The 25,489-nt window shown below is 55.3% G+C and carries 22 protein-coding genes; 15 read left to right on the top strand and 7 right to left on the bottom strand.

Features of this window, described 5'->3' with window-relative positions; genetic code table 11:
- Nucleotides 1-16: 16 nt before the first annotated feature.
- The 3 genes from RX717_RS13185 (at nucleotide 17) to ppdK (ending at nucleotide 5,179) form a co-directional block, all read left to right on the top strand.
- Nucleotides 17-520 carry a flavin reductase family protein gene (locus RX717_RS13185; RefSeq protein WP_054326914.1) on the top strand — a complete coding sequence of 168 codons (504 nt, stop codon included), beginning with the start codon at nucleotides 17-19 and terminating at the stop codon, nucleotides 518-520.
- A gap of 87 nt (nucleotides 521-607) precedes the next feature.
- A complete protein-coding gene (locus RX717_RS13180) occupies nucleotides 608-2,302 on the top strand; it encodes a trypsin-like peptidase domain-containing protein (RefSeq protein WP_316960386.1) in 1,695 nt (564 codons plus the stop codon).
- Between the two features lie 243 nt (nucleotides 2,303-2,545).
- On the top strand, nucleotides 2,546-5,179 hold the full coding sequence (ppdK, locus tag RX717_RS13175) for a pyruvate, phosphate dikinase (protein WP_054326912.1): 2,634 nt from the start codon (nucleotides 2,546-2,548) through the stop codon (nucleotides 5,177-5,179).
- A gap of 86 nt (nucleotides 5,180-5,265) precedes the next feature.
- Here ppdK and RX717_RS13170 read toward each other — a convergent pair whose 3' ends face one another.
- Complete coding sequence (locus RX717_RS13170) at nucleotides 5,266-5,511, bottom strand: hypothetical protein (RefSeq protein WP_054326911.1); 246 nt, start codon at nucleotides 5,509-5,511, stop codon at nucleotides 5,266-5,268.
- Nucleotides 5,512-5,584: 73 nt separating this feature from the next.
- On the opposite strand from RX717_RS13170, the gene RX717_RS13165 reads away from it, so the two are divergent.
- The 3 genes from RX717_RS13165 (at nucleotide 5,585) to glgX (ending at nucleotide 8,955) form a co-directional block, all read left to right on the top strand.
- Entirely contained in the window at nucleotides 5,585-5,785 is a 201-nt protein-coding gene (locus tag RX717_RS13165; protein ID WP_159068166.1) for a helix-turn-helix domain-containing protein, read from the top strand.
- Between the two features lie 78 nt (nucleotides 5,786-5,863).
- Nucleotides 5,864-6,721 carry a glucose-1-phosphate thymidylyltransferase RfbA gene (rfbA, locus tag RX717_RS13160; RefSeq protein WP_107631633.1) on the top strand — a complete coding sequence of 286 codons (858 nt, stop codon included), beginning with the start codon at nucleotides 5,864-5,866 and terminating at the stop codon, nucleotides 6,719-6,721.
- A 131-nt stretch (nucleotides 6,722-6,852) separates the two neighbouring features.
- Nucleotides 6,853-8,955, top strand: coding sequence for a glycogen debranching protein GlgX (glgX, locus tag RX717_RS13155; protein WP_107631634.1), 2,103 nt, complete (start codon nucleotides 6,853-6,855; stop codon nucleotides 8,953-8,955).
- Between the two features lie 173 nt (nucleotides 8,956-9,128).
- Here glgX and acrA read toward each other — a convergent pair whose 3' ends face one another.
- From acrA to RX717_RS13140, 3 genes are read right to left on the bottom strand one after another with little or no spacing between them, the layout of a single operon-like run.
- Nucleotides 9,129-10,238: an acryloyl-CoA reductase electron transfer subunit beta gene (acrA, locus tag RX717_RS13150; protein WP_054328584.1), complete on the bottom strand. Its 1,110-nt coding sequence runs from the start codon at nucleotides 10,236-10,238 to the stop codon at nucleotides 9,129-9,131.
- A gap of 21 nt (nucleotides 10,239-10,259) precedes the next feature.
- Nucleotides 10,260-11,060: an acryloyl-CoA reductase electron transfer subunit gamma gene (acrB, locus tag RX717_RS13145; RefSeq protein WP_316960385.1), complete on the bottom strand. Its 801-nt coding sequence runs from the start codon at nucleotides 11,058-11,060 to the stop codon at nucleotides 10,260-10,262.
- Nucleotides 11,061-11,081: 21 nt separating this feature from the next.
- Nucleotides 11,082-12,224, bottom strand: a complete 1,143-nt coding sequence (locus tag RX717_RS13140; RefSeq protein ID WP_107631636.1) for an acyl-CoA dehydrogenase — start codon at nucleotides 12,222-12,224, stop codon at nucleotides 11,082-11,084.
- 570 nt (nucleotides 12,225-12,794) lie between these two features.
- Between RX717_RS13140 and RX717_RS13135 the strand changes: the two genes are divergently transcribed.
- On the top strand, nucleotides 12,795-14,216 hold the full coding sequence (locus RX717_RS13135; RefSeq protein ID WP_107631637.1) for an MATE family efflux transporter: 1,422 nt from the start codon (nucleotides 12,795-12,797) through the stop codon (nucleotides 14,214-14,216).
- 175 nt (nucleotides 14,217-14,391) lie between these two features.
- Here RX717_RS13135 and RX717_RS13130 read toward each other — a convergent pair whose 3' ends face one another.
- Nucleotides 14,392-15,135, bottom strand: coding sequence for an SDR family NAD(P)-dependent oxidoreductase (locus tag RX717_RS13130; RefSeq protein WP_107631638.1), 744 nt, complete (start codon nucleotides 15,133-15,135; stop codon nucleotides 14,392-14,394).
- Nucleotides 15,136-15,150: 15 nt separating this feature from the next.
- A complete protein-coding gene (locus RX717_RS13125) occupies nucleotides 15,151-16,266 on the bottom strand; it encodes an enolase C-terminal domain-like protein (protein ID WP_054328205.1) in 1,116 nt (371 codons plus the stop codon).
- Nucleotides 16,267-16,401: 135 nt separating this feature from the next.
- Here RX717_RS13125 and RX717_RS16055 point away from each other — a divergent pair, with 135 nt between their 5' ends.
- On the top strand, nucleotides 16,402-16,704 hold the full coding sequence (locus RX717_RS16055; RefSeq protein ID WP_442908773.1) for a hypothetical protein: 303 nt from the start codon (nucleotides 16,402-16,404) through the stop codon (nucleotides 16,702-16,704).
- Nucleotides 16,689-17,063, top strand: a complete 375-nt coding sequence (locus RX717_RS16050) for an RraA family protein (RefSeq protein WP_442908809.1) — start codon at nucleotides 16,689-16,691, stop codon at nucleotides 17,061-17,063. The genes RX717_RS16055 and RX717_RS16050 overlap by 16 nt, the downstream gene beginning before the upstream one ends.
- A 55-nt stretch (nucleotides 17,064-17,118) precedes the next feature.
- Here RX717_RS16050 and RX717_RS13115 read toward each other — a convergent pair whose 3' ends face one another.
- Entirely contained in the window at nucleotides 17,119-17,763 is a 645-nt protein-coding gene (locus RX717_RS13115; protein WP_242977913.1) for a GntR family transcriptional regulator, read from the bottom strand.
- A gap of 209 nt (nucleotides 17,764-17,972) precedes the next feature.
- On the opposite strand from RX717_RS13115, the gene RX717_RS13110 reads away from it, so the two are divergent.
- From RX717_RS13110 to RX717_RS13085, 6 genes are all read left to right on the top strand, one after another.
- Complete coding sequence (locus RX717_RS13110) at nucleotides 17,973-19,067, top strand: mandelate racemase/muconate lactonizing enzyme family protein (protein WP_054328208.1); 1,095 nt, start codon at nucleotides 17,973-17,975, stop codon at nucleotides 19,065-19,067.
- Nucleotides 19,068-19,101: 34 nt separating this feature from the next.
- On the top strand, nucleotides 19,102-20,130 hold the full coding sequence (locus RX717_RS13105; RefSeq protein WP_107631639.1) for a zinc-binding alcohol dehydrogenase family protein: 1,029 nt from the start codon (nucleotides 19,102-19,104) through the stop codon (nucleotides 20,128-20,130).
- A gap of 31 nt (nucleotides 20,131-20,161) precedes the next feature.
- A complete protein-coding gene (locus RX717_RS13100; protein ID WP_107631640.1) occupies nucleotides 20,162-21,217 on the top strand; it encodes a C4-dicarboxylate TRAP transporter substrate-binding protein in 1,056 nt (351 codons plus the stop codon).
- Nucleotides 21,218-21,252: 35 nt separating this feature from the next.
- Nucleotides 21,253-21,750, top strand: coding sequence for a TRAP transporter small permease (locus RX717_RS13095; RefSeq protein WP_054328211.1), 498 nt, complete (start codon nucleotides 21,253-21,255; stop codon nucleotides 21,748-21,750).
- A 2-nt stretch (nucleotides 21,751-21,752) separates the two neighbouring features.
- Nucleotides 21,753-23,039 carry a TRAP transporter large permease gene (locus tag RX717_RS13090; RefSeq protein ID WP_054328212.1) on the top strand — a complete coding sequence of 429 codons (1,287 nt, stop codon included), beginning with the start codon at nucleotides 21,753-21,755 and terminating at the stop codon, nucleotides 23,037-23,039.
- A 160-nt stretch (nucleotides 23,040-23,199) separates the two neighbouring features.
- Complete coding sequence (locus RX717_RS13085) at nucleotides 23,200-25,344, top strand: methyl-accepting chemotaxis protein (protein ID WP_242977915.1); 2,145 nt, start codon at nucleotides 23,200-23,202, stop codon at nucleotides 25,342-25,344.
- Nucleotides 25,345-25,489 lie beyond the last annotated feature (145 nt).

Raw genomic sequence — 25,489 nt, 5'->3', positions numbered from 1 at the left:
AACAGGAGGGTTTATTATGTCTTTGACCAAGATCAATATTGCAGAGCAGTCGTTTAACCCGTTCGAGATGATTGGCAAGCAGTGGATGCTGATTTCCGCGGGAACGGAAGACAAGTGGAACACCATGACCGCAAGCTGGGGCGGCGTGGGTGTGATATGGGGCAAGCCCTCCGCAACCTGTTATATCCGCCACAGCCGGTATACAAAGGAATTTGTTGATGACAGTGAGTATTTTACACTGACATTTTTACAAGATGGAAACCGCGAAGCCCTGAACCTGATGGGTACCAAGTCCGGACGGGACATGGATAAAATGCACGACAGCGGCCTGACGCCGGTGTTTGTGGAGGGGCAGCCGACGTTTGCGGAGGCGGCGCTCGTGCTTGTCTGCCGTAAGCGCTGCCGGAGCGAGATCGCGCCGGAGGATATTCTGCAGCAGGAGATTCTGGATAAGAACTATGCGGACCGCGATTTCCATGCCATGTATATCGGCGAGATCGTTGCGGCGTACAAAGGGTAATCAAATCTCTACAGACTGTTCACAAAATCGACAGGGTGCCGGGCGTATACTGAAAAAGAAAACAACCGGAACCGGAGGAAACCATCTGTGAAAAGAAAACTGCTCAGCCTGCTTCTGTGCGCTGTGCTGGCGTTGGGCGTACTGCCCGCGCCGGCGTTCGCAGGCTATGAGAACTTTACCGAACAGCAGCCCTATACCGGCCTGTTTGCGGATGTGCCGCCTGACGCCTGGTATGCGGAAAACGTGGAGCTGGCCTATGAATACGGCCTGATCAACGGCGTTTCGCAAACGTCCTTTGCGCCGGACAACAGCCTCACGATGGCGGAAGCGGTCAAGCTGGCGGCCTGCCTGCATAGCATTTACCAGAACGGCGCGACGGACTTTGCGGCATCCTCTCCGTGGTATACGGTTTATGCGGCGTATGCGTTGGAAAACGGCATCCTGTCCGCGCCGCTGGAAAGCTATGAAGCGGCGGCGACCCGCGGCGCGTTCGCGGATGTGCTGGCGAAAGCCTTTCCGGAGGAGGCGCTCGAGCAAGTCAATTCCGTGGAGGACGGGGCGATCCCCGATGTGCCGGAGGGGGCGTATTACGCCGACGCGGCATATCTGTTGTACCGAGCGGGCGTCCTGACTGGTTCGGACGCATCCGGCCGGCTTTTGCCGGACAGCACCATCAAGCGCAGTGAAGCTGCCGCGATCGTGACGCGCATGGTGGAGCCGGCGCTGCGGCAGACAGTTACGCTTGAGGTAAGGGAGACGCTGACCGCGGACGAGGCGATAACGTACTGCATGCCCGCGGTATTCAAGCTGTACTCCTATGATGCAAAAGGCAGCCTGCTCGGTATGGGCAGCGGCGTGCTGATCGGGCCGGACGGAGATGCGGTCACCTGCGGGCATGTGGTAAACGGCGTGTACCGCCTAGTCGCGGAGCTGACGGACGGCACACGCCATGAGGTCAGCATATACGACCTGAACGCGGATATGGACATCGCGCATATCCAGCTCGAGGGGAGCGGCCTGCCATACCTACAGACTGCGGAAACGGTGCAGGCGGGCGATACGGTGTATGCGCTCGGTTATCCTGGCGGCGGGAGGGCGAAACTGACGCAGGGAACGGTGATCGACCCATATAATACGGATTACACAACGCCCATGATCGAGAGCAGCGCCTCGGTTATCAGCGGCAATTCCGGCGGCGCGCTGGTGGACAGCGCCGGAAGGCTGGTCGGCATCACGGTCAGCAGTCAGTCCGGCGGCAAGCCGTCGTTCTCTGTGCCGATTACCGCTCTGAAGGAACTGGACGGCAGCGAGGCGGTAAGCGTCGCCGCCTATACGGACGCGCACCGTCCGGCGGCTTCCCGCTGCTACGCGGGGCTGTATCCGGTGCCGGATTTCGGCAAAGTGACCGGCGTGCCCCTGTTCGCGTGGTCGCGCGATCGGAACCCATCCTTTGGGGGAAGCTATTTTTATTATAAGATGTCCGACATGCCGGACGAGCAGCAAAAGCTGCTGCAGTACTATGCGGCGCTGAACGAAAATACATTTTACCTGTTTTCCGGAGATGCGTTCACCTCCTCGGCCGGATATCTGTATTCCGTGCAGCTTTATCAAACGACCTATCAGGGGTACGATGTTCTCGCGGTGGTCGTAACCGGACTTCATTCCAACTTGATCGGCGGTCTGCCTCAGACCGCCGGTTTTTTTTGCAGGCATTTGCGCAGGATGTGGGCGGATATGAATTTTCTGCGTCAATACTGTATCATTTCACAAAAAGGGAAATAAAAACGGGAAACCGACGAAAAAGCAAAATAATTTGTTGGAAAAAGAATGGATTATACGAAAAATGGAGAAATAAAAAACCGCGGCATGGAGAAACTCTCATGTTTTGCCGTCATTTTGCACAATATAGCTTTAGCAAATCGGTGAAATCCCACAATAGAACACGAAGCGCCCTGCATGATATAATATCTTTGCGTGAGTGAAGTGTGTGGAGAGCACAGAAACGAAATGGAGGAGAAGACCCAAATGAAGAAGTATGTTTACATGTTCCCGGAAGGCAACGGCAAAATGCGTGAACTGCTCGGCGGAAAGGGCGCCAATCTGGCGGAGATGACCGGACTGGGTATGCCTGTTCCTCAGGGTTTCACCATCACGACCGAGGCCTGCACCCGGTATTATGAGGACGGAAAAACGATCTATCCGGATATTCAGGAGCAGATCATGGAGTACCTCGATAAACTGGAAAAGGTAACGGGCAAAACGCTCGGCGATCCCGACCGCCCGCTGCTGGTATCCGTCCGTTCGGGCGCGCGCGCTTCTATGCCCGGCATGATGGACACCATCCTCAACCTCGGTATGAACGACGAGATCTGCGAAGCGGTTGCAAAGCTGACCAATAACCCGCGTTTCGCACGCGATTCCTATCGCCGTTTCATCCAGATGTTCTCGGACGTTGTGATGGAGCTGCCCAAGTCCACCTTTGAGACCTTTATCGACCAGGTTAAGGATAAAAAGGGCGTTAAGATGGACAACGAGCTGGACGCGGACGATATGAGCGAGCTGATCGTCCTGTTCAAGGACCACTACAAGAAGTCGCTCGGCGAGGATTTCCCGCAGGATCCTAAAAAGCAGCTTATGGAAGCGGTCCGCGCGGTATTCCGTTCGTGGGATAACCCGCGCGCGAATACCTACCGCCGCATGAACGATATTCCGCATTCCTGGGGTACCGCGGTCAATGTGCAGTCTATGGTGTTCGGTAACATGGGCGACACCTCCGGTACGGGCGTTGCGTTCACCCGCAATCCGGCGACCGGCGAAAAGAAGCTGTACGGCGAATTCCTGATGAACGCGCAGGGCGAGGACGTCGTGGCCGGCATCCGCACCCCGCAGCCGATCTCCGCGCTGGCCGATACCATGCCGGAGGTTTACCAGCAGTTTGTGGACATCTCCTCTCGCCTGGAGCAGCACTACGGCGATATGCAGGATATGGAGTTCACCATTGAAAACGGCAAGCTCTACATGCTCCAGACCCGTAACGGCAAACGCACCGCGCAGGCGGCGCTCAAGGTCGCGGTCGACTTGGTGGACGAAGGCGTCTGCACCAAGGAGCAGGCCATCATGAAGGTCGAGCCTAAGCAGCTCGACGCTCTGCTGCACCCGACGTTTGTTCCCGCTGCGCTTCAGGCGGCGACCCCGATCACAACCGGCCTGCCGGCGTCTCCCGGCGCGGCCTGCGGCGCGGTCTATTTCACGGCGGAGGAAGCGGCGAAAGCGCATAAGACCGGTCTCAAGGTCGTCCTGGTGCGTCAGGAAACCTCGCCGGAGGATATCGATGGCATGGCGGTTTCCGAGGGCATCATGACCGCACGCGGCGGCATGACCTCGCACGCGGCGGTTGTTGCACGCGGCATGGGTACGTGCTGTGTCGCCGGCGTTAACGGCATCAAGGTTTCCGAGGCGGACAAGACACTCACCTTTGCCGATGGGACGGTCGTACACGAGGGCGATTTCATCTCGCTTGACGGCTCGACCGGCAACGTATACCTCGGCAAAATCGAAACACAGGACGCGGAGCTGACCGGCGATTTCGGCCGCTTCATGGGCTGGGCGGATGAGATCCGCACTCTGAACGTCCGTACGAACGGCGATACCCCGCGCGATGCAACGCAGGCGCGCAAGTTTGGCGCCGAGGGCATCGGCCTCTGCCGCACCGAGCATATGTTCTTCGAGCCGGAGCGTATCAAGGCGGTCCGTGAGATGATTGTGTCCGATACGGTCGAACAGCGCAAGGCGGCGCTCGCCAAGATTCTGCCCATGCAGCGCGGCGACTTTGAGGGGATTTACCGTGCGATGGGCGGCCTGCCGGTAACCATCCGCCTGCTCGATCCTCCGCTGCATGAGTTCCTGCCGCAGGAGAACGACGATATCCGCGAGCTGGCGGGCGAAATGGGCATTACCTTTGAAAAGCTCAAGGCCAAGGTGGAAGACCTGCATGAGTTCAACCCCATGCTCGGTACCCGTGGCTGCCGTCTGGACGTGCTGTATCCGGAAATCGCCGAGATGCAGACCGAGGCGATCATTTCCGCCGCGATCAATGTCTGGAAGGAAGACGGCCTGCACATCACGCCCGAAATCATGGTGCCGCTGGTATCCGAGATCAACGAGCTGCGCTTTGTCAAGAAGATCATCAAGGCCAAGGCTGACGAGTTGATCGAGGCTTCCGGCCTGAAGATGAAGTATATGGTCGGCACGATGATAGAAACGCCGCGCGCGGCTGTGACTGCGGACGAGATCGCGGAGGAAGCCGAGTTCTTCTCGTTCGGCACCAATGACCTGACCCAGATGACATACGGCTTCTCGCGCGACGACGTGGGCCGCATCCTGGAGACGTATTTTGACAAGAAGATTCTGGAATCCGACCCGTTTGCCCGTCTGGACCAGCATGGCGTGGGTCGTCTGGTAAAAATGGCGGTCGAAAACGGCAAGAAGGTACGTCCGGAGATCAAGCTCGGTATCTGCGGCGAACACGGCGGCGACCTGTCCTCGGTCGAGTTCTGCCACAATGTGGGCCTGAACTATGTTTCCTGCTCGCCGTTCCGTGTTCCGATCGCCCGCCTGGCGGCGGCGCAGGCGCGCGTCAAGGAGCTTGGAAAGGCGTAAAAGCTGATAAAAAAAGCCCCTCCATCTGGAGGGGCTTTTTTCGTTGCATATATGGACGGGCTTTGCTATAATAAATAAAAGTATGCCTATTCCGGCGGGTAGAGCTGCTGCATCAGGGAGAGGGCAAACCGGATGCCCTGTTGGAAGCATTGATAGGCATAGTCGCAGAAAGTAAGCGCCTGTTCATCCAATAATGCGGACAACTGCCGCGTTTGTTCGGAAGAAAGCTGATTTTTGAGTATCAGAAAAGCAGGCGCTTTGGTAAAGTCGTCTGGCATGGTCAAACCGTGTGTGCAGTAGTGGGCAAAGAGGTCTTCCGTATTTGGTATCATAATAATCGCCTTATTTCATGTATCGTGAGATTATTATAAATCATAAAACATGATTTATCAAGAGGGAGAAGCTATGGATTATTTGGACAGGTTTCGCAAAAGGCGTAAGGAAATTGGGCTGCGTCAAACAGATGTAAGCGCGGCGCTGGGATTGGGGAAATCAACCTATAGCATGTACGAGACACGAAAAAACAAAATGGATGTGGAAACGTTCGCCGCAATCTGCCGCCTGCTGTGCATCACGCCCGATGAAGCACTGGGATTTGATGAATAAAGAGATTCGGGTGGAAATCTCCATGCGGAGATGCTATAATATTCCTGCAATATCAGAACAAAGATAGAGGAACGCCATATGAAAGGAATTATTCTTGCCGCGGGCAAAGGCTCGCGCCTTTACCCCATGACGCGGCCGGTTTGTAAGCCGCTGCTGCCCGTCTATGATAAGCCGATGGTTTATTATCCGCTGGCCGTGCTGCTACAGGCTGGCATACGCGATATCCTGATTATCATTCCGCCCGGAGAGGAAGGGCCGTTTTACCGCCTGCTGGGTTCGGGTGGGCGCTTCGGCGTCAATATCACCTATGAGGTGCAGGAGGTCGCGCGCGGCATCGCGGACGCGCTGTTGATCGGCGAGCAGTTCATCGGAAAGGACGATGTCTGCCTGGTGCTGGGGGATAATATTTTCTATTCCCCGTTTTTTGAGGATTACCTGAACCGTGCGCTCGCATTGGGGGAGGGCGCTTGTGTGTTCGGACACTATGTGAACGACCCGCGCGCGTTTGGCGTGGTGGAATTTGACGAGGCGGGCAATGCAGTTTCCATTGAGGAGAAGCCGCGCTATCCCAAATCCAATTATATCATCCCGGGCCTGTACTTCTATGATAACGACGTGATGGAGATCGCCCACGCCCTCAAGCCCTCCGCGCGCGGCGAGCTGGAAATCACGGACGTTAATCTGGAATACCTGCGCCGCGGCAAGCTGCATGTGGTCAAATTTGACCGCGATTTTGTCTGGCTGGACGCGGGTACCGCGGAAAACCTGCTGGGCTCCGCGCAGGAGGTCAAGCGCGTGCAGGATGAAACTGGCCGCTATATCGCCTGCCTGGAGGAGATCGCGTACCAGCGCGGCTACATTTCCCACCAGGCGCTCATGCGCCTTGCGTCTGATTTGGATAAGACGCTGTACGGGCAATACCTGCAATGCCTGTGAGCGCCGCTCTGAAACAAAGCCGCCGGAATTTTTCCGGCGGCTTTTTGTTTGCCCTGTGCGGTGGACAAAAGCGTTCCGTCGGGGTATACTGAACCCATAAGCATCCGTCCGTCAGCACAAGGAGGGAACCCATGTCCGAGAAAACCATACTGCCCGTGCAGCCGGCGTCTGTCCAGCCCCTGCGCGCGACCGGAACCGTGTGCGGCTTCGCCGTGCGGCCCGGCCTGTTCCTGCTTAACGGCGCAACGCCCGTGCCGGGCGGCGTCAGCTTCACCATCCATTCGATTGGCGCGGTCCGCTGCGAGCTGTGTCTGTTCCGGCGTACTGAACAGCAGCCGTATGCGGTTTTGCCGTTTCCGGATAGCTGCCGCATCGGAAACACCTGGTCGATGATCGTGTTTGGTCTGGAGATCACGGAGTTTGAATACGCCTACCGGATGGATGGGCCATATGACCCCGCCCGTGGGCTGCTGTTTGACAGGACGCGCTTCCTGCTCGACCCCTATGCCCGCGCCGTCACCGGACAAAGCCGGTGGGGGGAGAAGCCGGCGGCGGAAACGGCGTATCATGCCCGCGTGGTTGAGGATGCGTTCGATTGGGGCGCTTTCAGCGACCCGCATATCCCGTTTCAGGATATGGTGATTTATGAGACGCATGTGCGTGGTTTTACGCGCCATCCATCGTCAGGTGTGGCGCACCCGGGGACCTTCGCCGGCCTGATGGAAAAGATACCCTACCTGAAAGCGCTCGGCATAAACGCGGTCGAGCTGATGCCGGTGTTTGAATTCGACGAGTTGGCCGAGGAACGCGTGGTGGACGGCCGGACGCTGCTCAACTACTGGGGCTATAATACCGTGTGCTTTTTTGCGCCCAACACGGGTTATACGGCGGCGGTCGAGTTCAACCGCGAGGGGACCGAGCTGAAAACGCTGATCCGCACGCTGAATGCAAACGGCATTGAGGTCATTCTGGACGTGGTGTTTAACCATACTGCGGAGGGCGACGAGCGGGGGCCGTTTTTCTCATTCAAGGGGATGGACAATAATGTGTATTACATGCTTACGCCGGATGGGCGGTACTATAATTTTTCCGGCGTCGGTAATACGCTCAACTGCAACCACCCGACTGTGCGGCAGTTTATTCTGGACTGCCTGCGCTACTGGGTGGTCGAATATCGTGTGGACGGGTTCCGCTTCGACCTGGCGAGTATCCTGGGGCGCGATGAGGATGGCGGCCCGCTGTCCGAGCCGCCGCTGCTCGAAAGCCTGGCGTTCGATCCGATTCTGGGGCGCGTCAAGCTGATTGCAGAGGCCTGGGACGCGGGCGGCATGTATCAGGTTGGCTCGTTCCCCTCCTGGAACCGCTGGGCGGAATGGAACGGGAAATACCGCGACGATTTGCGCCGCTTCCTTAAGGGCGACGCCGGACTGGCGCAGGCGGCGGTACAGCGTATCTGCGGCTCGCCCGACCTGTATCCGCCGGATAAGCGGCAGAACGCCTCGGTCAATTTCCTGACCTGCCATGACGGCTTTACCCTGTACGACCTGTATGCCTATAACCAGAAGCATAATGAGGCGAACGGCTGGGGGAATACGGACGGCGCGAATGACAACAATAGCTGGAACTGCGGCGCGGAGGGGGAGACGGACGAGCCGGCAGTACTGGAGCTGCGCGACCGCCTGCGCAAAAACGCGTTTGCCGTGCTGCTCTGCAGCCGCGGCGCGGCGATGTTCCTAGCTGGCGACGAGTTCGGCAATACGCAGTTCGGCAATAACAACGCCTATTGCCAGGATAACGAAGTCTCCTGGCTGGATTGGGAACGGCTGGAACAGAACCAGGGCCTGTTCCGGTTTGTGCAGCAGATGATCGCGCTACGGAAAGTGCATCCGGTGCTGCGCGACGCGACCAGCCCCGCGGCCTGCGGCTGGCCGGACGTATCCCTGCATAATGGAGAGGCATGGAACGGTCGGATGGAGGGGGAAACCAGGCAGATTGGCGTGCTGTTCGCAGGCCGGAACGAGGAAAATACGGCGGACGACCTTGTACTGCTTGCGGTCAACGCGCATTGGGAGGCGCGGGAGCAGCAGATTCCCGCGGCGCCGGAGGGGCTTCGCTGGCGGCTTGTCCTGCACACGTCCTGCGCGGAGCCGTTCGCGCCGGATATCCCATTTGACGGCGCGCGCTTTACGCTGGGGCCGCGCTCGGTGGCGGTGGTGGCCGCGGAGCGCCGGTGAACAACAGGAAAAAGCCCGTAGAGCAAATGCTCTGCGGGCTTTTTGTCAATTTCACACGGCAGAAAGCCGCAGCCGGGCTTGCCGTTAGGCGGCGGCAGGCCATGCGGCGCGGATCATATCCCGTACTGCATGAGAGGTACAGCGGCGGCGGTTTTCCGCAGGTGGTCTGTTTTTTACTTAGCAGCTTTAGCAGCCTTGATAGCGTCGATCATCATGGGAACGACCTTGAACAGGTCGCCGCAGATGCCGTAGTCGGCAACGTCAAAGATCGGCGCGCCATCAGCCTTGTTCACCGCGATAATGCACTCGGAATCCTGCATGCCGGCCTTGTGCTGGATCGCTCCCGAAATGCCCAGCGCAATGTACAGCTTCGGATGTACCGTCTTGCCCGTCTGGCCTACCTGGTGGTCCGCCGTCAGCCAGCCCGAGTCGATCGCCGCACGGCTGCCGCCTACTACGCCGCCAAACTCCGACGCCAGCTCTTCCGCCAGCTTGATGCCCGTCTCTACATCCTTCGAGATGCCGCGGCCTACCGATACCACTACCTCTGCACCCGTCAGGTCTACCAGCTCCTTGGCTTCCTTTACGACCTCAAGCACCTTGGTCTCGATGTCCGCTTCGCTCAGGCTGATGCTCAGCTTCTCTACCACTACCGCATTCGCCTTCGCTTCGTCGTACTCGCTCTTCTTCAGCACGCCCGGGCGAACCGTCGCCATCTGCGGACGGAAACGCGGGCAGATGATCGTCGCCATCAGGTGTCCGCCGAACGCGGGACGCGTCATCTTCAGGTTGCGGTCAGAGCGGTCCAGCGCGTCGATCTGCGCCTCCGGCAGCGTCGACGCTTCCTTCAGGAACGCCGCGTACTTCTCCACATCTACGTCCAGATGCGTGCAGTCTGCGGTCAGGCCCGTGTGCAGACGCGCAGCGCAGCGCGGACCCAGGTCTCGGCCGATGTTCGTCGCCGCGATCAGCATGATCTCCGGCTTCTTCTCCATTACCGTGTCGCAGATTACTTTCGCGTATGCGTCCGTCGTGTAGGTCTCCAGCAGCGGCGAATCCGCGATGTATACCTTGTCCGCTCCGTATGCGCCAAGCTCCTTGGCCATTCCGTCTACGTCCTTGCCCAGCAGCAGGCCGCACAGCTCTACGCCCATGTCGTCCGCCAGTTTGCGCCCCTCGCTCATCAGCTCAAGCACCGTCGGCTGCAGCTTGCCCTGGCGCTGCTCACAGAATACCCAAACCCCGCTGAAATCGGCCAGATTGGTGTTGTTAAATTCAGCCATTGTTCATTATTCCCCTTTCCTTCAGATGATGTGCTTCTTCAGAAGCTCCGCCGCGAGGGTCTCGCACGTCGCCTTGTCCGCGCCCTCAAGCATCTTGCCCTTGCCCTTCTGCGGCGGCGTAAACGACTTGAAGATGTTCGTCGGCGACCCCTTCAGACCGATCGTGGTGGGATCGATCAGCGGATCATCCTTCAGGGTGTTGTAATCATATACCGCCACCGGCTTGGCGTAGCAGTCCATGATCCCGCTCAGCGACATATAGCGCGGTGCGTTCAGCTCCTTGATGCACGTCAGCAGGCACGGCGTCTTCGTCTGGATGGTCATGTACCCGTCCTCCAGCATGCGCTTGACGGTTACCGTGTTGCCTTCCTTCTTGATGTCCGCCGCGTACGAAATCTGGGGTACGCCCAGCTTCTCCGCGATCTGCGAGCCTACCTGCGCCGTATCGCCGTCGATCGCCTGCCGTCCGCAGAATACGATATCGTCGTCCTCTAGGCCCACCTTCTTCACTGCCGCCGCGAGGATCTGCGAGGTCGCGAAGGTGTCCGATCCGCCGAACTCACGGGCCGATACCAGCACCGCCTCGTCCGCGCCGCGCGCCAGCAGCTCACGCAGCATGCCTTCCGCCGGCGGGGGACCCATCGTGATTACAACTACCTTGCAGCCCGTCTCATCCTTCAGCTTCAGCGCCGCTTCTACCGCGTTCAGGTCGTCCGGATTCGTGATCGTTTCCATCGACGCTCGGTTCAGCGTCCCGTCCGGATTCACCGCTACCTTGCCGGAGGTATCCGGAACCTGCTTTACACATACGATTGCTTTCATAGTTCTGTTCTCCTCCTTTTCTTACTTGCCGAGAATGTTGCCAGAGATTACGACGCGCTGGATCTCGCTCGTTCCCTCGTAAATTTCGGTGATCTTGGCGTCGCGCATCATGCGCTCGACAGGGTAATCCTTGGTATAGCCGTAGCCGCCATGGATTTGGACCGCCTTGGTGGTGATCTTCATTGCCGCTTCCGAGGCGAACAGCTTGGCGGTCGCCGCCTCCAGCGTGAAGCGCGCGCCCGATGCCTTGACCGCAGCCGCCTTGTAGGTGAGGAGACGGGCGGCTTCAATGGCGACGTGCATGTCGGCAAAAACAAACTGGGTATTCTGGAATTTGGCGATCGGGCGCCCGAACTGCTCGCGCGTCTTGGCAAACTTGATGGATTCCTCCATGGCCCCCTCCGCAATGCCGAGCGCCTGTGCAGCGATGCCGATACGGCCGCCGTCCAGCGTCTGCATCGCGATCTTGAAGCCCTTACCCTCTGCACCGAGCAGGTTTTCCTTAGGGACGATGCAGTCGGTGAACACGATCTCCGCCGTGGGCGAACCGTGCAGGCCGAGCTTTTCCTCATGCTTGCCGACGGAGAAGCCGGGGAACGAGCTTTCCACAATAAAAGCGGAGATACCCTTTGTTCCCTTACTCCGGTCGGTCATGGCGAAAACGACAAACACATCCGCTACATAGCCGTTGGTGATAAAGATTTTGGAGCCGTTGAGTACATAGTGATCCCCCTGCAGTTCGGCAACACAGGTACCCTTGGCGGCATCCGAACCGGCATCTGGCTCGGTAAGTGCGAACGCGCCGACCTTGTGGCCCTTGGTCAGCATGCGGAGGTACTTCTGCTTCTGCTCCTCAGTGCCGTTCGCCATGATCGGGCCGCAGCACAGACCGTTGTGGGTGGCCAGGATATCGCCGGTCGAAGCACACTGCTTGGATAACTCCTCAATCGCGATAGCGGAGCAGGTGTCGTCCGCACCGGCGCCGCCGTACTGTTCGGGAACGATCATACCCATTACGCCGATATCGAAAAGCTTTTCGATGGTGTCGCGCGGATAGGTGCTGGTTTTATCGGTTTCGGCGGCGATGGGCTTTACTTCGTTTTCAGTGAAGTCACGCATCATCTGGCGAACCAATTGCTGCTCACGGGTCAACTGGAAATCCATGTTCAAGTCTCCTTCTGGTTTGATGTTTATTGCCATGCCGACGGAGCGCCGGCGTTCAGCCTGTGTCTATACCGAACAGCAGGACAAGGGTCGATCTTCCGGCCGGTTCGGGGATCGGGAACGGTTTGTCTGCACGTTCGGGCAAGCGGAAAACAAAATAGTTGCGGGTTAAAATGTGTAATATCTTGGTTATATGATTGTTATTTCTTGCTTGCAAAAACCAATATACCATACCCAATATGCCGCGTCAATCAGCAAAATAACCGGAATAAAACAATAAAAGAACCATAATATATGTAAAATTGGTTGAAGTTTTTGTTGTGGCTGATAAGTGGTTGTGAAAGTGACGAAAAAACAAAAGGAAATATAGAGATAATCACCAATCACTACATGAGAAGCCCCTTTTGTGCGCTTGACAGAATAGAAAAAGATTGCTATAATTATATCAATCGAGTGGCTGCAAAGTGTAAATCCGGATCGGGTTTACACTTTTTTTGTGCGGTGCAATCAAAAAAACGGGTTATGGCAGCTTTCCCCCAAAAGTCTCCCTTGGAAGAAAAAGGAGGAACCATGAAAACAACAGAAAACGTGAGTAACAAAATGGGGAGCGTTCCGATGAACCGCCTGGTGTTCACGATGGGGGTGCCGATGATCCTGTCCATGGTGCTACAGGCCTTTTATAACATTGTGGACAGCTATTTCGTAAGCTGCATGACCGATCCGGCGGTGCCGAACCTGGGCGATTACGCGGTCAATGCGCTGACGCTGGCGTTCCCGATCCAAATGCTGATCGTGGCGATCGGCGTCGGTACTGGCGTCGGCACCAATGCGCTGCTCTCCCGTAACCTGGGGGAGGGGAACCGCGAGAAAAGCAGCCGTATATCCGGCAATTCCATTTTCCTGAGCTGCTGTACCTATGCGGTGTTCCTGCTGTTCGGACTGCTCGGCGTGGGGGTCTATATCCGGTCGCAAACGTCAGATGCGCTGGTGATAGAACTGGCAAGCAGCTATCTGCGCATCTGCTCGGTTCTGTCGTTCGGCTGCGTGGTCTACATGATTTATGAAAAGCTGCTACAGGCGACCGGCTGCACCATGTTAGCCACGATTGCACAGATGTCCGGTGTGGTCGTTAATATCATCCTTGATCCGATTATGATCTTCGGTTGGTTCGGCTGTCCGGCCATGGGTGTGGATGGCGCCGCGTATGCGACGGTTATCGGGCAGTTCGTATCGCTTATGCTGGGCTTCCTCTTTCACACCGCGGCGAACCGGAAGTATTTTGACACCAGCTTGCGGTATCTGGCGCCGCAGCGTTCCATTATTCAGGAGATCTATAAAATCGGCATTCCGGCCATTATCATGCAGGCTTTGATGTCTTTTATGACCTACGGAGTGAATATTGTCCTGGGGTCGCTTTCGACCGCCGCGGTGACTGCCTATGGAATTTATTATAAGATCCAGCAGTTTGTCTTTTTTGCGGCGTTCGGTATGAACAACGCGATGATCCCGATCATCAGCTACAACTTTGGTCGGCGGGACAAAATGCGGGTGGACAGTGGGATACGGTACGGCATGCTGTATACACTGGTGATTCTGGGCGCGGGCGCTGTCGCGTTGCAGGTGTTCGCGCATCAACTGATCGGGATTTTTGCGGTATCCGAGGAGGCGCGGCAGCTTTGTATTTATGCCATCCGCATTATCACGCCCGGCTATCTGTTTGCGGGGGCGAACATCGCGTTCCAAGGGATATTCCAGGCGTTTGGCTGCGGCGTGCAGTCGCTTGTGCTGTCGCTCATCCGCCTGATCGTGGTCGCGCTTCCTCTTGCGTGGCTGCTCACTCGCTTGCCGAACGCGGAGTTGCTGGTATGGTCTGCGTTTCCAATCGCCGAGGGCGCAGCGCTGGTCTGCGCATTGGTGCTGATGCGGCGGGTCGGCCGGCGGGTCGCAGCGTTTCTGGCCAGCGGCGCGGAGCAAACCGCCGCGATGGAATGAACGGCTGGCAAGATGTTGCCGTCCGGCTGCACATGCACATGGCTTTTGACCTGCTCTGCCTTGGAAACTTACGCAAATATAAAAAGCGCCGCTCCAGTTCTAAGGGCTGGAGCGGCGCTCTCATTTATTTTTGCGGAGGATAAAGACACAGATAGATGGCAACCTGTGCCTTGCATCAGAATCCGTATGCCAGCGCGCCGCCATCCACAGCAAAATCCTGTCCTGTGATATATTTTGCGCCATCACTCAGCAGGAATTTTGTCATTTCGCCTAAATCTCTGGTATCGCCAAACGCATGCACCGGCATTCGGCCCAGGATGGCGGCTTTCCGTTCCGGTGTCATGACCTGCTTGCTCATTTCGCTGGGGAACCAGCCCGGGGCAATGCTGTTCACACAGAGGTTGTCATTCGCCCATTCTACCGCGAGACCGCGGGTCATGCCGCATACTGCTGCCTTACTTGTGCAGTAAGGGACCACTTCGGTAAAGCCAAGATGCGCGGCCATGCTGCTGATGCTCACGATGCGCCCCTTATGCCGGCTGTTTTTCAAATACGGGTAGCATAACTGGCAGAGACGGAAGACGCTGTGGATGTTCACCTGCAGGATATGTGCAAAATCCTCTGCTGGGAAATCCTCGGCCCGGCATTTTTTTGTGATGCCTGCGTTGTTGACCAGAAAATCCAACGACTGTTTTCCGCTGGCTTGCTCGACGATCTCGCGCATGCGCGCATCGTTCGTGACATCACCCTGCACATGGATTACCCCCAGCGCGCTGGCAGGCATTCCGTCCTTTACTTTTCCGGTACGGCTTACCGCATACACGGTTGCGCCCGCCTCTGCCAGTACATTGGATATGGCATACCCAATTCCGCTGCTTCCTCCGGTAACGATGCCGATACGTCCTTCCAAGGCTTTCATGATAAATCTCCTTTCTTAAATTTCCTGAAAGCGGTAGCTGTGGCAGCTTTTTTCAATCAACTCCCAATCTAGTTCAGTGCCGATTCCGGGCTTTTCCGGCACGGTGATGACACCGTTGTGGATGGGAAGGTTGCCTTTCATGGGCAGGCGGTAATTATCTTCTGGTACAAAATACTCAAAATACTCGCAATTGCGGATCGCGCAGCTTACATGCACATTGACCAGATCCATATAGTTCATCGTTGTCGTGTGCAGCTCGCAATTCATGCCGAAAGCTTCCGCCATGTGGGCGATCTTCAGTGTCCCCGTAACGCCGTCTTTCCAGCTCACATCTGCGCGCACAATATCCGCCGCGCGCTGCGCAATCACCTGCGCAACCCCCCAATGACAGCCGCGTGTGGTTTCCGTAGCTGCAATCGGGATATCCAGGGCGCGGCACAGCTCGGTGTATTTGTACAGCTCAAAATCGCGGAAGGGTTCCTCAAACCATTTATAGCCCAGGTGCTCGAGCTGGCGCCCCACCAGGATGGCATCTCCCATGGTGTATTCGCCCACAGGGTCGCTCATGAGCACATAATCCGGTCCTACCGCATCGCGGATCGCCTGATGCACCTGCATATCAAATGATACCGGACCGCCCGGATGGGCCTTATAGCCGGGGATGCCTTGGCTTTTGTAGTAAACCGCTTCGTCCACATATTCCTGTACAGTCCCGTGGAAGTTTCCGCTGGCGTAAACCGGCAGGCTCGTCCGATATGCCCCGATGTATTGGTAAAGCGGCAGCCCCGCAGCTTTCGCGCAGATATCCCACAGGGCCACATCTACCGGTCCCGGGAGAAATACAGGGAAAAAGGCCTCATGACGGTCGATGTTCCACAGATCGTGGAAAATAGCCTCTCTGTCATGCGGGTCCCGTCCCAATACAACAGGCGCGATGCTGTCGTGGAGATAGCTTTCACTGACGCCGCCGCTACGCGCCGCCATACAGGTGGAGATGCCTTCAATGCCCGTATCGGTGGTAAGCCGGATTGCAATGACATCCCAGCCCATTTTGGCGCCGCCCTGGCGCTTTTCATCAAACAGGCACTTTCCCCGGTCGATCCACCATGTTTCAAATTTTGCAATAACCATAAATCAAGCCTCCTGTCAAAGAAATTAAAACACCTTCGAAAAAACTGCTTGAATTATATCACAACAGATATTATAATACAAGTGATATATCAGAATTCTTTTCGCAACATTTTTTCTGTAAAAGGAGCATGCTTCATGAAACATTTTCAAAATGACGACGAGATGTTCTCCCTGATGAAAGACAAGCTGTATACGCCGGTTGTAGGGGATATTCTGGATGCGATGGGCTTTGCCCATCAATTTCTTCCTCCTTATCTGCATCCGCTCCGGCCGGATATGAAAATTGCTGGACGAGCCTGCACCGTGTTAGAGCAGGACGTATTTTGCCCACAGAAAAAGCCGTTCGGTTACCTTACCGAAGCGCTCGACCAGCTGAGGCCAAACGACGTGTATTTGGCTACTGGCGCGCATAACAGTGCGCTCTGGGGGAGCTGCTGACCGCAACAGCCAAAGCGCGCCACGCCGCCGGCGCAGTCGTAGATGGCTATACGCGGGATACGCCGCAAGTCCTCAGCCAAAATTTTCCTGTATTTGCCAAGGACCGGTGGGCGCAGGATTCCAGCATTCGCACCAATGTAGTGGACTTCCGCTGCCCGATTGAAATCGGACAGGTCACGATTCACGATGGGGACGTCGTATTCGCGGATATCGACGGTGTGCTGATTATCCCGCGCGAGGCCGCGGCCGAGTGCATCGGAAAAGCAATCGAAAAGGCGTCCGGTGAAAAGCTTGTACGAAAAGCGATCGAAGAAGGGATGTCCGCCACGGAAGCGTTCGCGAAATTCGGCATTTTATAAATGGACAAAAAGGACGGGAAGCATATTTGGATATGCTCCCCGTCCTTTTCTGTTTTCATGTGTCCCGAATCGCGTTCAGTGAGCGAATCATGGAGTGATTGATGTGTACGATGATCGCGTCACGCACATCCTCCTCGTTTTCGCGCAGCAACGCGTCGATGATGGCGACGTGCTGCTTCAAATCGTCCGAGCGGGTGGCCGATGATCGGGTCACGGCATACATGCCCAGACGCACCTGCTGCACCATGAGGGACTGGTACATATTGATCAATATGGAGTTGCCCGTAATAGCTATCAGGTAAGAGTGGAAATCAGCATCTAGGTTGAACCGTGCTAGGTCGGTCAGCGTGTCGGAGTGCTGGAACTGTGTTTGAAAATCCAGCAGCTTGTCTTTGGAATAAAGCGTTTTATATTCGGTTGTTATGTTTGGTTCCATAAGCTTCCGTGCCTGATACAGCTCGACGACTGACTTTTCGGTATAGGGGGCGATCCGCATCCCCTTGCGCGGGAAAATCTCCACCAGGCCTTCCTTTTGTAATGCCAGAAGCGCTTCGCGCAGAGGCGTCCGGCCAAAGCCAGTCTCATCCAACAGCTCCTTTTCGTTGATCGCCTGTCCCGGCAAATATTGACAGGAAACGATTTTTTCATAAAGATATCTATGCGCCTCGGCAACCATAGATTTCGCTCGTTTTCCCGACACAAAAATACCCCTTTTCCTATTTTTTACCGTCGGAAGCGCTGCCCCAGTCTTCTGACAGAACTTACAATTATCATACAAAAACTTTGGTAAAAAAGCAAGTGGTTAATTTGATATTTTACGGTTGAAATATATTTATTTCTGTTTTATAATATCTGCGATATATCAATAAGGCCATTATTCACTCTAAGATCAGAAAGGAATATCTATCTATGGATGCTTCGAAAACTCTTATCAAGGACATACATATTTACCAGGCGGTCAGCAGAATCAGTAAGCCGATCGCGGATGCGACGCACGACATCAGCAAGATCGCGTTCTATGTGCTGGAGGTAGAGAGCGCCAGCGGAGAAATCGGTCAGGGCTACCTGTTAAGCTTCCATTACAGCCCCAATGCTATTGAGGGTGCGCTGAAAGACCTGAGACGCTTTGTTTTGGAGCGCGACTACCGCGTATATGAAACCGCGCAGATACAGAAAGATTACGAGATCGAGAGCGAGTATTTCGGCATCGTCGGCCTACAGCGCTGGGCGCTGGCCACGCTCAATGTCGCCTTGTGGGACGTTTGGAGCCGTATGAACAAACAGCCGATCTACCGCATGTTTGGCTGTCACAGGAAGCCCATTCCGGTATACGGCAGCGGCGGCTGGCTCAGTTATAGCGATGAGGAGCTGGTCGAAGAGGTTGTGGACTATAAGAAGCGAGGCTTTACTGCCGTCAAGATCAAAGTTGGCAGTCCGGATATGGAACGTGATATCCGTCGCCTGCATCTGGTCCGCGAAGCGGTGGGTCCCGAACTGAAGATCATGATGGACGCGAATCAGGGGATGGACGTACCCAGTGCGATCAAGCTGATCAGCCTGGTGGAGGACATCGGTATCTTCTGGTTCGAGGAGCCGGTCGTCAACACGGATTTTGAGGGCTACGCGACCATTCACGCGAAAACGCATATCAGCCTTGCCATGGGAGAGCGGGAATACAGTACCGTGGCGCTGCGCGAGCTGATCGGCCGGCGCGCGCTTGACCTTTGGCAGCCGGACCTGATCCGCCTGGGCGGCGTAGAAGCCTGGCGGGACAGCGCGGCGCTCGCCAACGCCTACAACATTCCGGTGCTGCCGCACTACTACAAGGACTATGATGTGCCGCTGCTGGCTACGGTCTCCAACCCCTATGGTGCGGAGAGCTTTGACTGGATCGACGCCATTATTGACGAGCCGATGACCATTCAAAACGGCTTTGCCCTGCAGCGTGAGGGGGACGGCTGGGGCTTCCGTTTCCTGCCCCAATTCATGACAGAAGTAAAGTAACCCCTATGCTTTGATTGAAAAGAGGTCGATTTACTTGAAAGCCATTGTAATCACCGAGCCCGGGAAGGCAGTAACGGATGAACAGGAGCGCCCAGAAGCGGCAAAAGGAGAGGCGCTTTTGAAAATGCTGGTCGGCGGCGTGTGCGGGAGTGACCTGGCCTCGTTTCGGGGTGCGTCTGCCTATGTCAGCTATCCACGCACGATTGGGCATGAGTTCGCGGCTGAGGTCGTTGCGGTTGAGGATAATCCGTATGGTATCCGGCCGGGCATGGTCGTGACGGGCAATCCCTATTTCAATTGCGGCAAATGCTATAGCTGCCGCCGCGGCTTTGTAAACTGCTGCGTTAATAACCAGACAATGGGTGTGCAGCGTGAAGGCGCATTCAGCGAATACTTTACCATGCCGGTAGAACGCCTGTATGACGGGCAGGGGATCGCGCCGGAGTCTCTTGCGCTGATCGAGCCGTTTTGCATCAGCTATCACGGTGTGAGCCGCGCGGACGTACAGCCAGGCGATAAGGTACTGGTGATCGGTGCGGGTGCGATTGGTATTTTGGCCGGCGTGGCCGCGCGGAGCTTTGGGGCAGAGGTCCACATCACGGATATTGCAAAGGATAAGCTCGAATTGGCAGAGCGCGAGTTCGGTTTCAGCGGGAGCTTCGTGAACGACAGCCCCGACGCCCTACGGGCGTATGTGCAGAAGATCACAAACGGCGACGGCTTTGACGTCACCATTGAAGCGGTTGGAGCCCCGTCGACCTTCTTGGGCTGTGTGGAAGCTGCGGCAAGCCAGGGGCGGATGGTGGTCATCGGTGTCGCGAAGCATAACGCCGATTTCAATTTTTTGGAGCTGCAGCGCAAGGAGCTTAATGTGTTCGGGAGCCGCGGCGCGACAAAAGCGGATTTTGCCGCGACCATGAAGCTGGTAAAGGACGGCTTTGTCGATTTGACCAAGCTGATTTCCCGCGCCTACCCGATCGCAGACGCCGGTGCCGCATTTCAGGACATGGATCAACATTCCGCAGAAATCGTGAAAGCGGAATTTGATTTTAGAAGAGAATAAACCAAGAGGAAAAGAAAGTGAGGAATTACCTATGAAAAGACGTTTTGCAGCTTTGCTTGCCTTGGCGATGTGCCTTGGATCGTTAACGGCTTGCTCCAGCAGCACCCCAAACACGGACACTGCGGATGGCACGGGTAGCGCGGGCGCCGCGAATGCGGCGTCTCCGGTTACGATTCAGGTGGGCTTTGAAAACACCAATGAAGAGCCGATCGGCCAGGCGGTGGAAAAGTGGGCCGAGTTGGTAGAGGAGCAGAGCGGCGGTACCATGAAGCTGGAGCTGTTCGCAAACAGCGCGCTCGGCAGTAAGAGTGAGCTGATCGACCAGATGGTAATGGGCGAAAACATCATCACCATTGCCGATGGCGCGTTCTACGCAGATTACGGCCTGCCGGATATGGGCATCCTGTACGGCCCGTTCTTCTTCGATACCTGGGAGGATGTCTGGACCCTGCTGGACAGCGACTGGTATGCGGACGAATGTGAAAAGCTGAAGGAAAAAGGCTTGACCATCCTTGCGTCCAACTGGATCTATGGTGAGCGTGAGCTGATGACCAAGAGCAAGGTGGTGACGCCTGCTGATATCAAGGGCAAGAAGATCCGTCTGGCGAGCAGCCAGATCTATGTGGAGGGTTTCAATGCGTTGGGTGCCACCGCGGTGCCGATGGCGCTGGGCGATGTGTACACCTCGCTTCAGAATGGCACGCTCGATGGCGTTGAGAACCCGCTCAGCACGCTGTACGGCCAGAGCTTCCAGGAGGTCGCCAAGTACATCCTGATGACCGGCCATATCAAGAACTTTACGACCTGGTGCATTGGAACGGATTTCCTGAACACGCTCTCTGCGGAGCAGCAGGAGCTGCTCTACAGCACTGCCGAGGAAGCCGGCCTTTATAACAACGAACTGCAGGAGCAGGCTGATGAGGAATACCGTCAGATGCTGGTGGACGCAGGCGTCGAGATCACCGAACTGACCGACGACCAGCTTGCCGAGTGGAAAGAAGCCGCGCAGCCCTTCTATGAAATGGGCGACACCTTTGGCTGGAGCGAAGGCCTGTACGACACGGTACAAGCGGCAATGGGCAAATAAACCTTTGGATCGCACAGAAGCAGGAGGGCAATATAATGAAAAAAGTGCTGGACGCACTGGTCAAGGTGGAGGCTGTATTGGCTGCGGCGATCCTAGTAATCCTGATTGCATGTACATTTTTCGGCGTGCTTGCGCGGTATTTGTTCAACAGTCCGTTTACCTGGGAGGAAGAAGTGCAGGTTGCGTGCATGGTATGGATCACCTTCCTGGCCGCGCCCGTCGCGTTCCACACCAAGAGCCATGTCGCGATCGAAATATTGGTGGATGCATTTCCGCAAAAGGTGCAGCGTGTGATAGAAGTGCTGATCATGATCCTGATGTATGCGATCCTGATTTATTTCTTCTTCCGCAGCCTGGAATTTATCAGCGTACTGGCCCGCACGGGTCGCAAAACGCCGATTTTGATGGCGCCCTATTCCGTGATTTACGGAGTAGCGCCGGTATCCATCATCCTCATGCTGATCAGCTATACTTATGAAACCGTAAAGAAAGTATTCCTTACCCCGGCTCAAAACGAAAAGGAGGAAGCATAATCATGAATACTCCTGTCGTTATGATGGTCATTGCGCTGCTTGTTCTTTTATTTATGAAAGTACCGGTGTTTGCATCGGTTTTGGGTGCGTCAATCGTGTATTTCGTCATGAGCCCGGGCATTAACTCGGCCGTGTTCGCGCAGCAGGCGATCACGGGCGCGGAAAGCGTTACTCTTTTGGCGATCCCGTTCTTTGTATGCGCGGGTGTCCTGATGAACTATACGGGTGTCACCAAGCGCATCATGGATTTCTGCTCGGTACTGACCGGCCGCATGTACGGCGGTCTAAGCCAGGTCAATATCCTGCTCTCCACGCTGATGGGCGGACTGTCCGGATCCGCGCTGGCTGATGCCGCAATGGAGGCGAAAATGCTTGTCCCAGAAATGGAGAAAAAAGGGATCAGCAAGTCTTTCTCCACGGTTGTGACCGCAGCGTCTTCTATGATCACCCCGCTGATCCCGCCCGGAATCGGCCTGATCCTGTACGGCTGTATTGCCAACGTATCGATCGGTAAGCTGTTCGTCGCCGGAATCGGACCCGGTTTGTTGCTGTGCATTACGATGATGTTCATGGTATCCCTGATCTCGAGGAAGCGTAAGTACCTGCCGCTCCGCACCACGAAAATGACCGGCGATATGTTCTGGTCTTCTTTCAAACCTGCGATTTTGCCGCTGTGCCTGCCTATCATTATTATCGGCGGCGTGCGTCTGGGCATTTTCACCGCGACTGAGGCCGGTGCGGTGGCTATCGCGTATTCGCTTCTGCTGGGCATCCTTTACCATGACCTGAGCGCAAAGCAATTTGCACAGGGGCTTCAGGAAACGTTGACGACGACATCTTCTATCATGCTGATCGTTGCCGCCGCGTCCACGTTCTCATGGATTCTGACCAAGGAGATGATCCCTCAGCAATTTACCGAGTGGATGATCAATGTGATCGACAATAAGTGGGTTTTCTTGGTTGCGGTGGATGTATTCCTGATTATTGTAGGCATGTTTGTCGAGGGCAATGCCAGCATGATTGTCCTGGTTCCGTTGTTCGCGCCTGCAGCGGCAGCGTATGGGCTGGATCCCATCCATTTTGCGATGGTATTTATTTTCGCCAATGCGATCGGCGCGTTTACGCCGCCGATGGGAACGCTGATGTTCGTAGCCTGCGGCGTCACAGAATGTAAAACAAAGGATTTTATCAAGGAGGCAGTGCCGTTTTATCTGTTGCTGGCCGGATGCTTGCTCGCCTTGACCTTTGTTCCAGTTTTCTCGACCGGCTTGGTAAACCTGATTTATTGATTGGATAGTTCGCTTGTTACAACTTTTTTCATATCCGCAAAGCGGCCGTATTTCAATGATACGGCCGCTTTGCTTTTTTGCTCAAAGGCCGATTAAGAAAACTAAACTTTTTTGACAAATTGACGATATTATCTATATATCTTGATAGGGGGAGAACATATTGAAAAAACTGAAGCTGGCGTCCAAGCTGGCAATCTGGATTGGCATGGCACTTTTTGTTGCTTTGGGGGCGCTGGTAGCGGTAACGGTCTTTACGACGCAGTCGGCTATTCAAAAAGGGATTTCTGGCGAACTGTCCTCATTGGCAGAAGCAAACGGAGAAGCAGTTCAGAATATTTTCAATTCGGTAGAAAATGCGGCGCAGGGAATGCAGAACTATATGGAGGACGCCTTTGAAAAAGCGGTGCAGAAGCCGGAGGAAAATACCGTGCCGCAATCACCGGAAGCGGCGGCGTTGTTTCAGAGTGAATTGTATAGCGGGAAAAACCTGACGCCTATCTCGCACAGTGCGGAGCAGTTTATTGTGCAAACGGCGCGCAATCTGGTAAAAGAGAACAATGGCATCATCGGTGTTGGCGTTATGTTTGAACCGTATGCGTTTGAAAGCGATATACGGGATTATGGCTTTTATATTGATACCAATACCGTGGATTCTTCGTTTACCCCCTATCAGTCTTATGAAGATTATGCGAAGGAAGCTTCCTACATGATACCAGTGCAGGAAAAACGATCCTATATTTCACAGCCATATTCGTATGGGGAGGGGCTGGTCGTATCCTATGGAACGCCGATCCTGCATAACAATAAGGTGCTGGGTACGGTAATAGCCAGCGTGGACCTCAATGCTTTTGCGGAAACTAAAACATCGAGCGATAACTATTCCTCAATGTGGGTAACGATATGCAACGGCAGCGGCAGCATTGTCTGGGACAGTGAGACGCTGGATGATGTGGGCAAAAATATTGTGACGGATTTTACGGTGGATGAGAAGCAAAAGCAGGAATTGTCCGATCGTATGGCCGCACAGACTGCGTTCTCGATGGAGAAAGAACGTCCGGACGGTACAGAAACGACGGTGTTCTATTGCCCTGTTAAAGTAGGGGGCGAAACATGGTGGTCCTCGACCGGACTGTATACGTCAGATGCACAGCGGGCTGTCCGTAGTACCACCATGCTTCTTCTCCTTCTTTCCGCACTGGCGCTCGTATTGATCCTGCTGACGGTTACCATGGTGCTGAAACGTATGCTGGCACCGGTGCAGCATGTGGTTCAGGCCGCAAGAGGGATTGCCGAAGGCGATCTGGATATCCACCTTGATGCATCATCTCAGGATGAGATAGGAAGCCTGTCAAAAGCCTTTCAGGATATGGTGGAAAGTCTGAAAGCAATCATTGGGGACATCAATTATCTTCTGAATGAGATGAGCGCCGGCAATTTCCGTATTCACACACGGGAAGAAGCACACTATGTAGGCGCGTACCAAAGCATTTTGCTGGCGGTACGGCAGATTAACCGTACGCTGAGCGATACGTTGAACCGCATTAATGGAGCGGCCGATCAGGTGGCGGCTGGTTCTGCGCAGGTATCCAACGGCGCACAGGCGCTTGCGCAGGGAGCAACCGAACAGGCGAGCGCGGTACAGGAGCTGTCTGCCACGATCGACGATATTTCGAATGGTAGTCGGCATACGGCTGCCATGGCGCTGAAGGCTAAGGATGCGGTCGATCATGCAGGCGAGGAACTGAAGTTGAGCAATGAATCCATTGCGAAAATGAGCGAAGCTATGCAGAATATATCCGAAGCTTCACAGGAAATCGGGAAGATTATCGCCACAATTGAAAACATTGCATTCCAGACGAATATACTTGCCCTGAACGCGGCGGTGGAAGCCGCACGCGCTGGTTCGGCAGGGAAAGGCTTTGCAGTCGTTGCAGACGAAGTGCGGAACCTTGCTTCCAAATCCGACCAAGCGGCAAAAGCGACAAAGGAGCTGGTGGAAAGATCGATTTGCGCGGTAGATGATGGCGTAGAAATAATGCAGAGTGTGACGGAAGCCGTCTCCCGTGTGCTGGACTCTGCAGGAAGCGCGGTATCTGGTATGGATGAGGTGGCTGTAGCTGTGGAGAAGCAGAGTGATTCGATCGTGCAGATCCAGCAGGGGATTGACCAGATATCCAGTGTTGTGCAGACTAATTCCGCAACTGCAGAGCAATCGGCTGCGGCAAGTGAGGAATTGTCGGGGCAGGCGCAGATGCTGAAAGGACTGATCGACAGGTTTAAACTGCGTGATCAGGGAGAACGATGAATAGGAAGGAAAATACCACAGGCATATGGCCTGTGGTATTTTTTGTGTGATGTGAGAGGGTACGCCTCCTGAAAAAATTTCTTGAGAAAAAATAAATAATAAATAAGAATATGCATATACAAAAATAAAACGAAATATGTTACTT

The sequence above is a fragment of the Intestinibacillus sp. NTUH-41-i26 genome, assembly GCF_032769475.1.
In the GTDB taxonomy this organism is placed as follows: Bacteria; Bacillota; Clostridia; order Oscillospirales; family Butyricicoccaceae; genus Agathobaculum; species Agathobaculum ammoniilyticum.
The sequence above is the reverse complement of the archived record's forward strand: the minus strand, read 5'-3'. Positions and strand labels throughout refer to the sequence as shown.

Coding starts and splice junctions, on each gene's coding strand:
- RX717_RS13090 (WP_054328212.1), top strand. CDS start 21,753: ATGAATACTCCTGTCGTTATGATGGTCATTGCGCTGCTTGTTCTTTTA.
- RX717_RS13165 (WP_159068166.1), top strand. CDS start 5,585: ATGGATTATTTGGACAGGTTTCGCAAAAGGCGTAAGGAAATTGGGCTG.
- RX717_RS13170 (WP_054326911.1), bottom strand. CDS start 5,511: ATGATACCAAATACGGAAGACCTCTTTGCCCACTACTGCACACACGGT.
- RX717_RS13095 (WP_054328211.1), top strand. CDS start 21,253: ATGAAAAAAGTGCTGGACGCACTGGTCAAGGTGGAGGCTGTATTGGCT.
- ppdK (WP_054326912.1), top strand. CDS start 2,546: ATGAAGAAGTATGTTTACATGTTCCCGGAAGGCAACGGCAAAATGCGT.
- RX717_RS13100 (WP_107631640.1), top strand. CDS start 20,162: ATGAAAAGACGTTTTGCAGCTTTGCTTGCCTTGGCGATGTGCCTTGGA.
- rfbA (WP_107631633.1), top strand. CDS start 5,864: ATGAAAGGAATTATTCTTGCCGCGGGCAAAGGCTCGCGCCTTTACCCC.
- acrB (WP_316960385.1), bottom strand. CDS start 11,060: ATGAAAGCAATCGTATGTGTAAAGCAGGTTCCGGATACCTCCGGCAAG.
- glgX (WP_107631634.1), top strand. CDS start 6,853: ATGTCCGAGAAAACCATACTGCCCGTGCAGCCGGCGTCTGTCCAGCCC.
- RX717_RS13135 (WP_107631637.1), top strand. CDS start 12,795: ATGAAAACAACAGAAAACGTGAGTAACAAAATGGGGAGCGTTCCGATG.
- RX717_RS16055 (WP_442908773.1), top strand. CDS start 16,402: ATGAAACATTTTCAAAATGACGACGAGATGTTCTCCCTGATGAAAGAC.
- RX717_RS13110 (WP_054328208.1), top strand. CDS start 17,973: ATGGATGCTTCGAAAACTCTTATCAAGGACATACATATTTACCAGGCG.
- RX717_RS13140 (WP_107631636.1), bottom strand. CDS start 12,224: ATGGATTTCCAGTTGACCCGTGAGCAGCAATTGGTTCGCCAGATGATG.
- RX717_RS13125 (WP_054328205.1), bottom strand. CDS start 16,266: ATGGTTATTGCAAAATTTGAAACATGGTGGATCGACCGGGGAAAGTGC.
- RX717_RS13130 (WP_107631638.1), bottom strand. CDS start 15,135: ATGAAAGCCTTGGAAGGACGTATCGGCATCGTTACCGGAGGAAGCAGC.
- RX717_RS13185 (WP_054326914.1), top strand. CDS start 17: ATGTCTTTGACCAAGATCAATATTGCAGAGCAGTCGTTTAACCCGTTC.
- acrA (WP_054328584.1), bottom strand. CDS start 10,238: ATGGCTGAATTTAACAACACCAATCTGGCCGATTTCAGCGGGGTTTGG.